We start from the raw sequence: 3,137 nt of genomic DNA, 5'->3' as shown, positions 1-3,137 counted from the left end.
ACTACGACCCGCACACCGGCAATGTCGTGGACTATCACGGTGGCATCAAGGACGCCAAGAAGCGCGTGCTGCGCATGATTGGCGACCCGGAGACGCGCTATCGCGAAGACCCGGTTCGCATCATCCGCGTGGTGCGTTTCGCCGCCAAGCTGGGTTTCGAGATCGAGCCCAAGACCCGCGCGCCGCTGCAGGAGATGGCCGAGTTGCTGTCCAACGTGCCGCAATCGCGTCTGTTTGACGAAATGATCAAGCTGCTGCAGACCGGTCACGCCAGCTCCTCGCTGGAGCAGTTGCGCAAGCAAGGCCTGGATCGCGGCGTGTTCCCGATTCTGGATGCCGTGTTTGACGAAGCGCGCCGCCACCCTGGTCGCGATCACTTCGTGCAACTCGCCCTGGCTGACACCGATCGCCGCGTGTCGGAAGATAAGCCCGTGGCCCCCAGTTTCCTGCTGGCCTGCCTGCTGTGGCACGACGTGCTGGATCACTGGAAGCGCAATCAGGCCCAGGGCGAGCCCCCATTCCCGGCCCTGCAATCGGCCACAGATGCCGTGTTCGATGCCCGCATCGGTGACATCTCCGGTCGCGGCAAGCTGGCCGCCGACATGCGCGAGATCTGGACCATGCAGCCGCGTTTCGATCGCCGCTCCGGCAATGGCCCGTTGACGCTGGTCGAGCAACCGCGCTTCCGTGCTGGTTTCGACTTCCTGCGCCTGCGCGCCGCGGCTGGCGAGGCCGATCCCGAGCTGGCCAAGTGGTGGGAAGACTTCTCCCTCGCCGACATGCCCGAGCGCCGCGAACTGATGGAAGTGGCGCGCCAGCAGGATCTGGCCAAACGCAAGCAGCCTCGCTCGGCCGCTGCGGATGGTGGTGACGACGCTGTTGGCGGTGGTGGTGATGCCCCCGCCAAGAAGCGCCGCCGCCGTCGTCGCAAACCAGCCGGTGAGGGCGGGGCACCTGCCTCGGGCGAAAGCGGAGATTGACCTCCAGCCCTGACGCTCAGCTGAACGTGGCCTTGTCGGCCGTGCCGCGCCACCGTGCCTTCATCGGCATGGGTGGCAACCTGGGAGATGTGGCTGCGCGCTTGCGTGAGGCCGTGCGCGGCCTGGCTGCCTTGCCGGGCACGCAGGTGGAGGCGGTATCCAGCCTGTATTGCACCAAGCCGGTTGAGTCCTCTGGGCCTGACTACCTGAATGCCGTGGCGGTGCTGCAGTCTGCCCTGGGGCCGCATGAACTATTGCGTGCCTTGCTGGCGCTGGAATTGACGCACGACCGTGAGCGCCCCTATCAGAACGCCCCACGCACGCTGGATCTGGATCTGCTCTGGTACGGCGGCTACGCCTGCTGCACGCCTGCCTTGAGCTTGCCGCATCCTCGGATGATGCAGCGCGCTTTTGTGCTGGTGCCTTTGGCTGAGGCACTGGGCGAGTTGCACAGTGGTGTGGCTGGCGGCGTAGCTGGTGGTGAGTCGCCGGTGCTGCCTGATCCCGTGGCAGTGGTCGCGCTGGCGCAAGAACAAGGCATCGCGGCAGCGGGTGCGTTTGACCTGAGTTGAAATAAAGAGCTTGCTGAGCAAGGCGGAAGCGGCGCATCAGAGACGGGTTCGAGGCTGTTTGTGGGCTGTTTTGGTGCTTTCTCCGGTCTGAATTAGCCGAAATCAAGGCAAGTTTTGAATCCCGGCTCATCAGAATGCTGGAATATTGTTCAAAACCGGGGTAGAATCTCAGGCTTTGTTGGTGGGGCTTGCTTGCATGCTTGCAAGGAAGTCCACCGGTGGTGAAAACCATAGAGCGTTTTGAGCAGCGCCGTGCACACCGAGACCGGTCAGCCCGTTTTCGTCCGCGAAATCCGGACGTGGAACACGGGAGCGGGCCCAGACCCTGGTGGCTTGTACAGGCAAACCTTTTGCGGGTTTTGTGCAGCAAACTCGAAGCAATCTGCCGGTGGCCGTGTTGGCAGCCCTTTGAATGCATTCAATCTGAAAGCGAATTTGTAATGACGACCATCCGTGTCAAGGAAAACGAGCCGTTCGACGTGGCCCTGCGCCGCTTCAAGCGCACCATTGAAAAGCTGGGTCTGCTGACCGAACTGCGCGCTCGCGAGTTCTACGAAAAGCCCACCGCTGAACGCAAGCGCAAGAAGGCAGCTGCCGTCAAGCGCCACTACAAGCGCGTGCGCAGCATGCAGCTGCCCAAGAAGCTGTACTGATTCGCTTCTTGCTGTCCAACCCGCACAATGCGCTGATCGCGCTGTAGCCGGGTAGGCACCAAAGCCCGCGCGGGGACGCCCATGCGGGCTTTTGTATTTTCAGTCCCACTTTTTCAGTTCCGTTTTCTCTCAGACCGAGACAGACCATGAGCCTCAAAGAACGTATCACCGAAGACATGAAGAACGCCATGCGCGCCAAGGACGCCGAGCGCCTGGGCACCATCCGCATGCTGTTGGCGGCCATGAAGCAAAAGGAAGTCGATGAGCGCGTGGAACTGGACGACGCCATGATCGTGTCCATCGTCGACAAGCTGATCAAGCAGCGCAAGGACGCCGCTCAGCAATACGAGGCCGGCGGCCGTCAGGATCTGGCTGACAAGGAAAAATCCGAGATCGTGGTGCTGGAGGCCTATTTGCCCCAACGCCTGAGCGCCGATGAGATCACTGCAGCCGTCAAGGCCATCGTGGTGGAGTTGGGTGCTTCCGGTCCTGGCGACATGGGAAAGGTCATGGGCGCGGTCAAGCAGCGTCTGGCTGGCCAGGCTGACATGGGCCTGGTCTCGGCAGCCGTCAAGGCTGCGCTGGCCGGCTGATTGCTTGCACGCGGGCTGGCTGGCTCGTTTTTGCGGCCAGTCCGCAACGGCTGGTAACGATTGCAGCGTAGCCGCCGCGTGAGTGCGGCTACAGTCTCCGGGTTTTTCAAACAGGGTCCACCATGAGCAACGTGTCCTTGACGCCTATCGCAGAAGACGTTTATGCCGCCCCTCAACTCACGCCGGAAGCCATGGCTGCTGCGGCTGAGGCCGGCTTCAAGTCCGTGATGAACAATCGCCCCGATATGGAGGGCGGCCCAGAGCAGCCCGTCAGCGCTGCCATTGAGGCCGCAGCCAAGGCGGCAGGCCTGGCATATGCCTATCTGCCGGTGCAGGGCG

4 protein-coding genes and 1 pseudogene are annotated in these 3,137 nt (G+C 62.5%); all 5 read left to right on the top strand.

Going from position 1 to position 3,137, the window contains the following annotated elements; all coding sequences use genetic code 11:
- A pseudogene (locus EPO09_RS08445) lies at nucleotides 1-980 on the top strand (polynucleotide adenylyltransferase PcnB); the annotation flags it as partial.
- Nucleotides 977-1,552, top strand: a complete 576-nt coding sequence (gene folK, locus EPO09_RS08440) for a 2-amino-4-hydroxy-6-hydroxymethyldihydropteridine diphosphokinase (protein WP_367200055.1) — start codon at nucleotides 977-979, stop codon at nucleotides 1,550-1,552. The pseudogene EPO09_RS08445 and the gene folK, both read left to right, overlap by 4 nt.
- Before the next feature lie 440 nt (nucleotides 1,553-1,992).
- Nucleotides 1,993-2,205, top strand: coding sequence for a 30S ribosomal protein S21 (gene rpsU / locus EPO09_RS08435; protein WP_012346814.1), 213 nt, complete (start codon nucleotides 1,993-1,995; stop codon nucleotides 2,203-2,205).
- A 146-nt stretch (nucleotides 2,206-2,351) separates the two neighbouring features.
- Complete coding sequence (locus tag EPO09_RS08430; RefSeq protein ID WP_290642081.1) at nucleotides 2,352-2,798, top strand: GatB/YqeY domain-containing protein; 447 nt, start codon at nucleotides 2,352-2,354, stop codon at nucleotides 2,796-2,798.
- Between the two features lie 122 nt (nucleotides 2,799-2,920).
- A partial coding sequence (locus EPO09_RS08425) for a sulfur transferase domain-containing protein (RefSeq protein ID WP_290642079.1) occupies nucleotides 2,921-3,137 on the top strand: 217 nt, incomplete at its 3' end.

Source organism: Aquabacterium sp. (genome assembly GCF_004297345.1).
In the GTDB taxonomy this organism is placed as follows: domain Bacteria; phylum Pseudomonadota; class Gammaproteobacteria; order Burkholderiales; family Burkholderiaceae_C; genus Aquabacterium.
The sequence above is the reverse complement of the archived record's forward strand: the minus strand, read 5'-3'. Positions and strand labels throughout refer to the sequence as shown.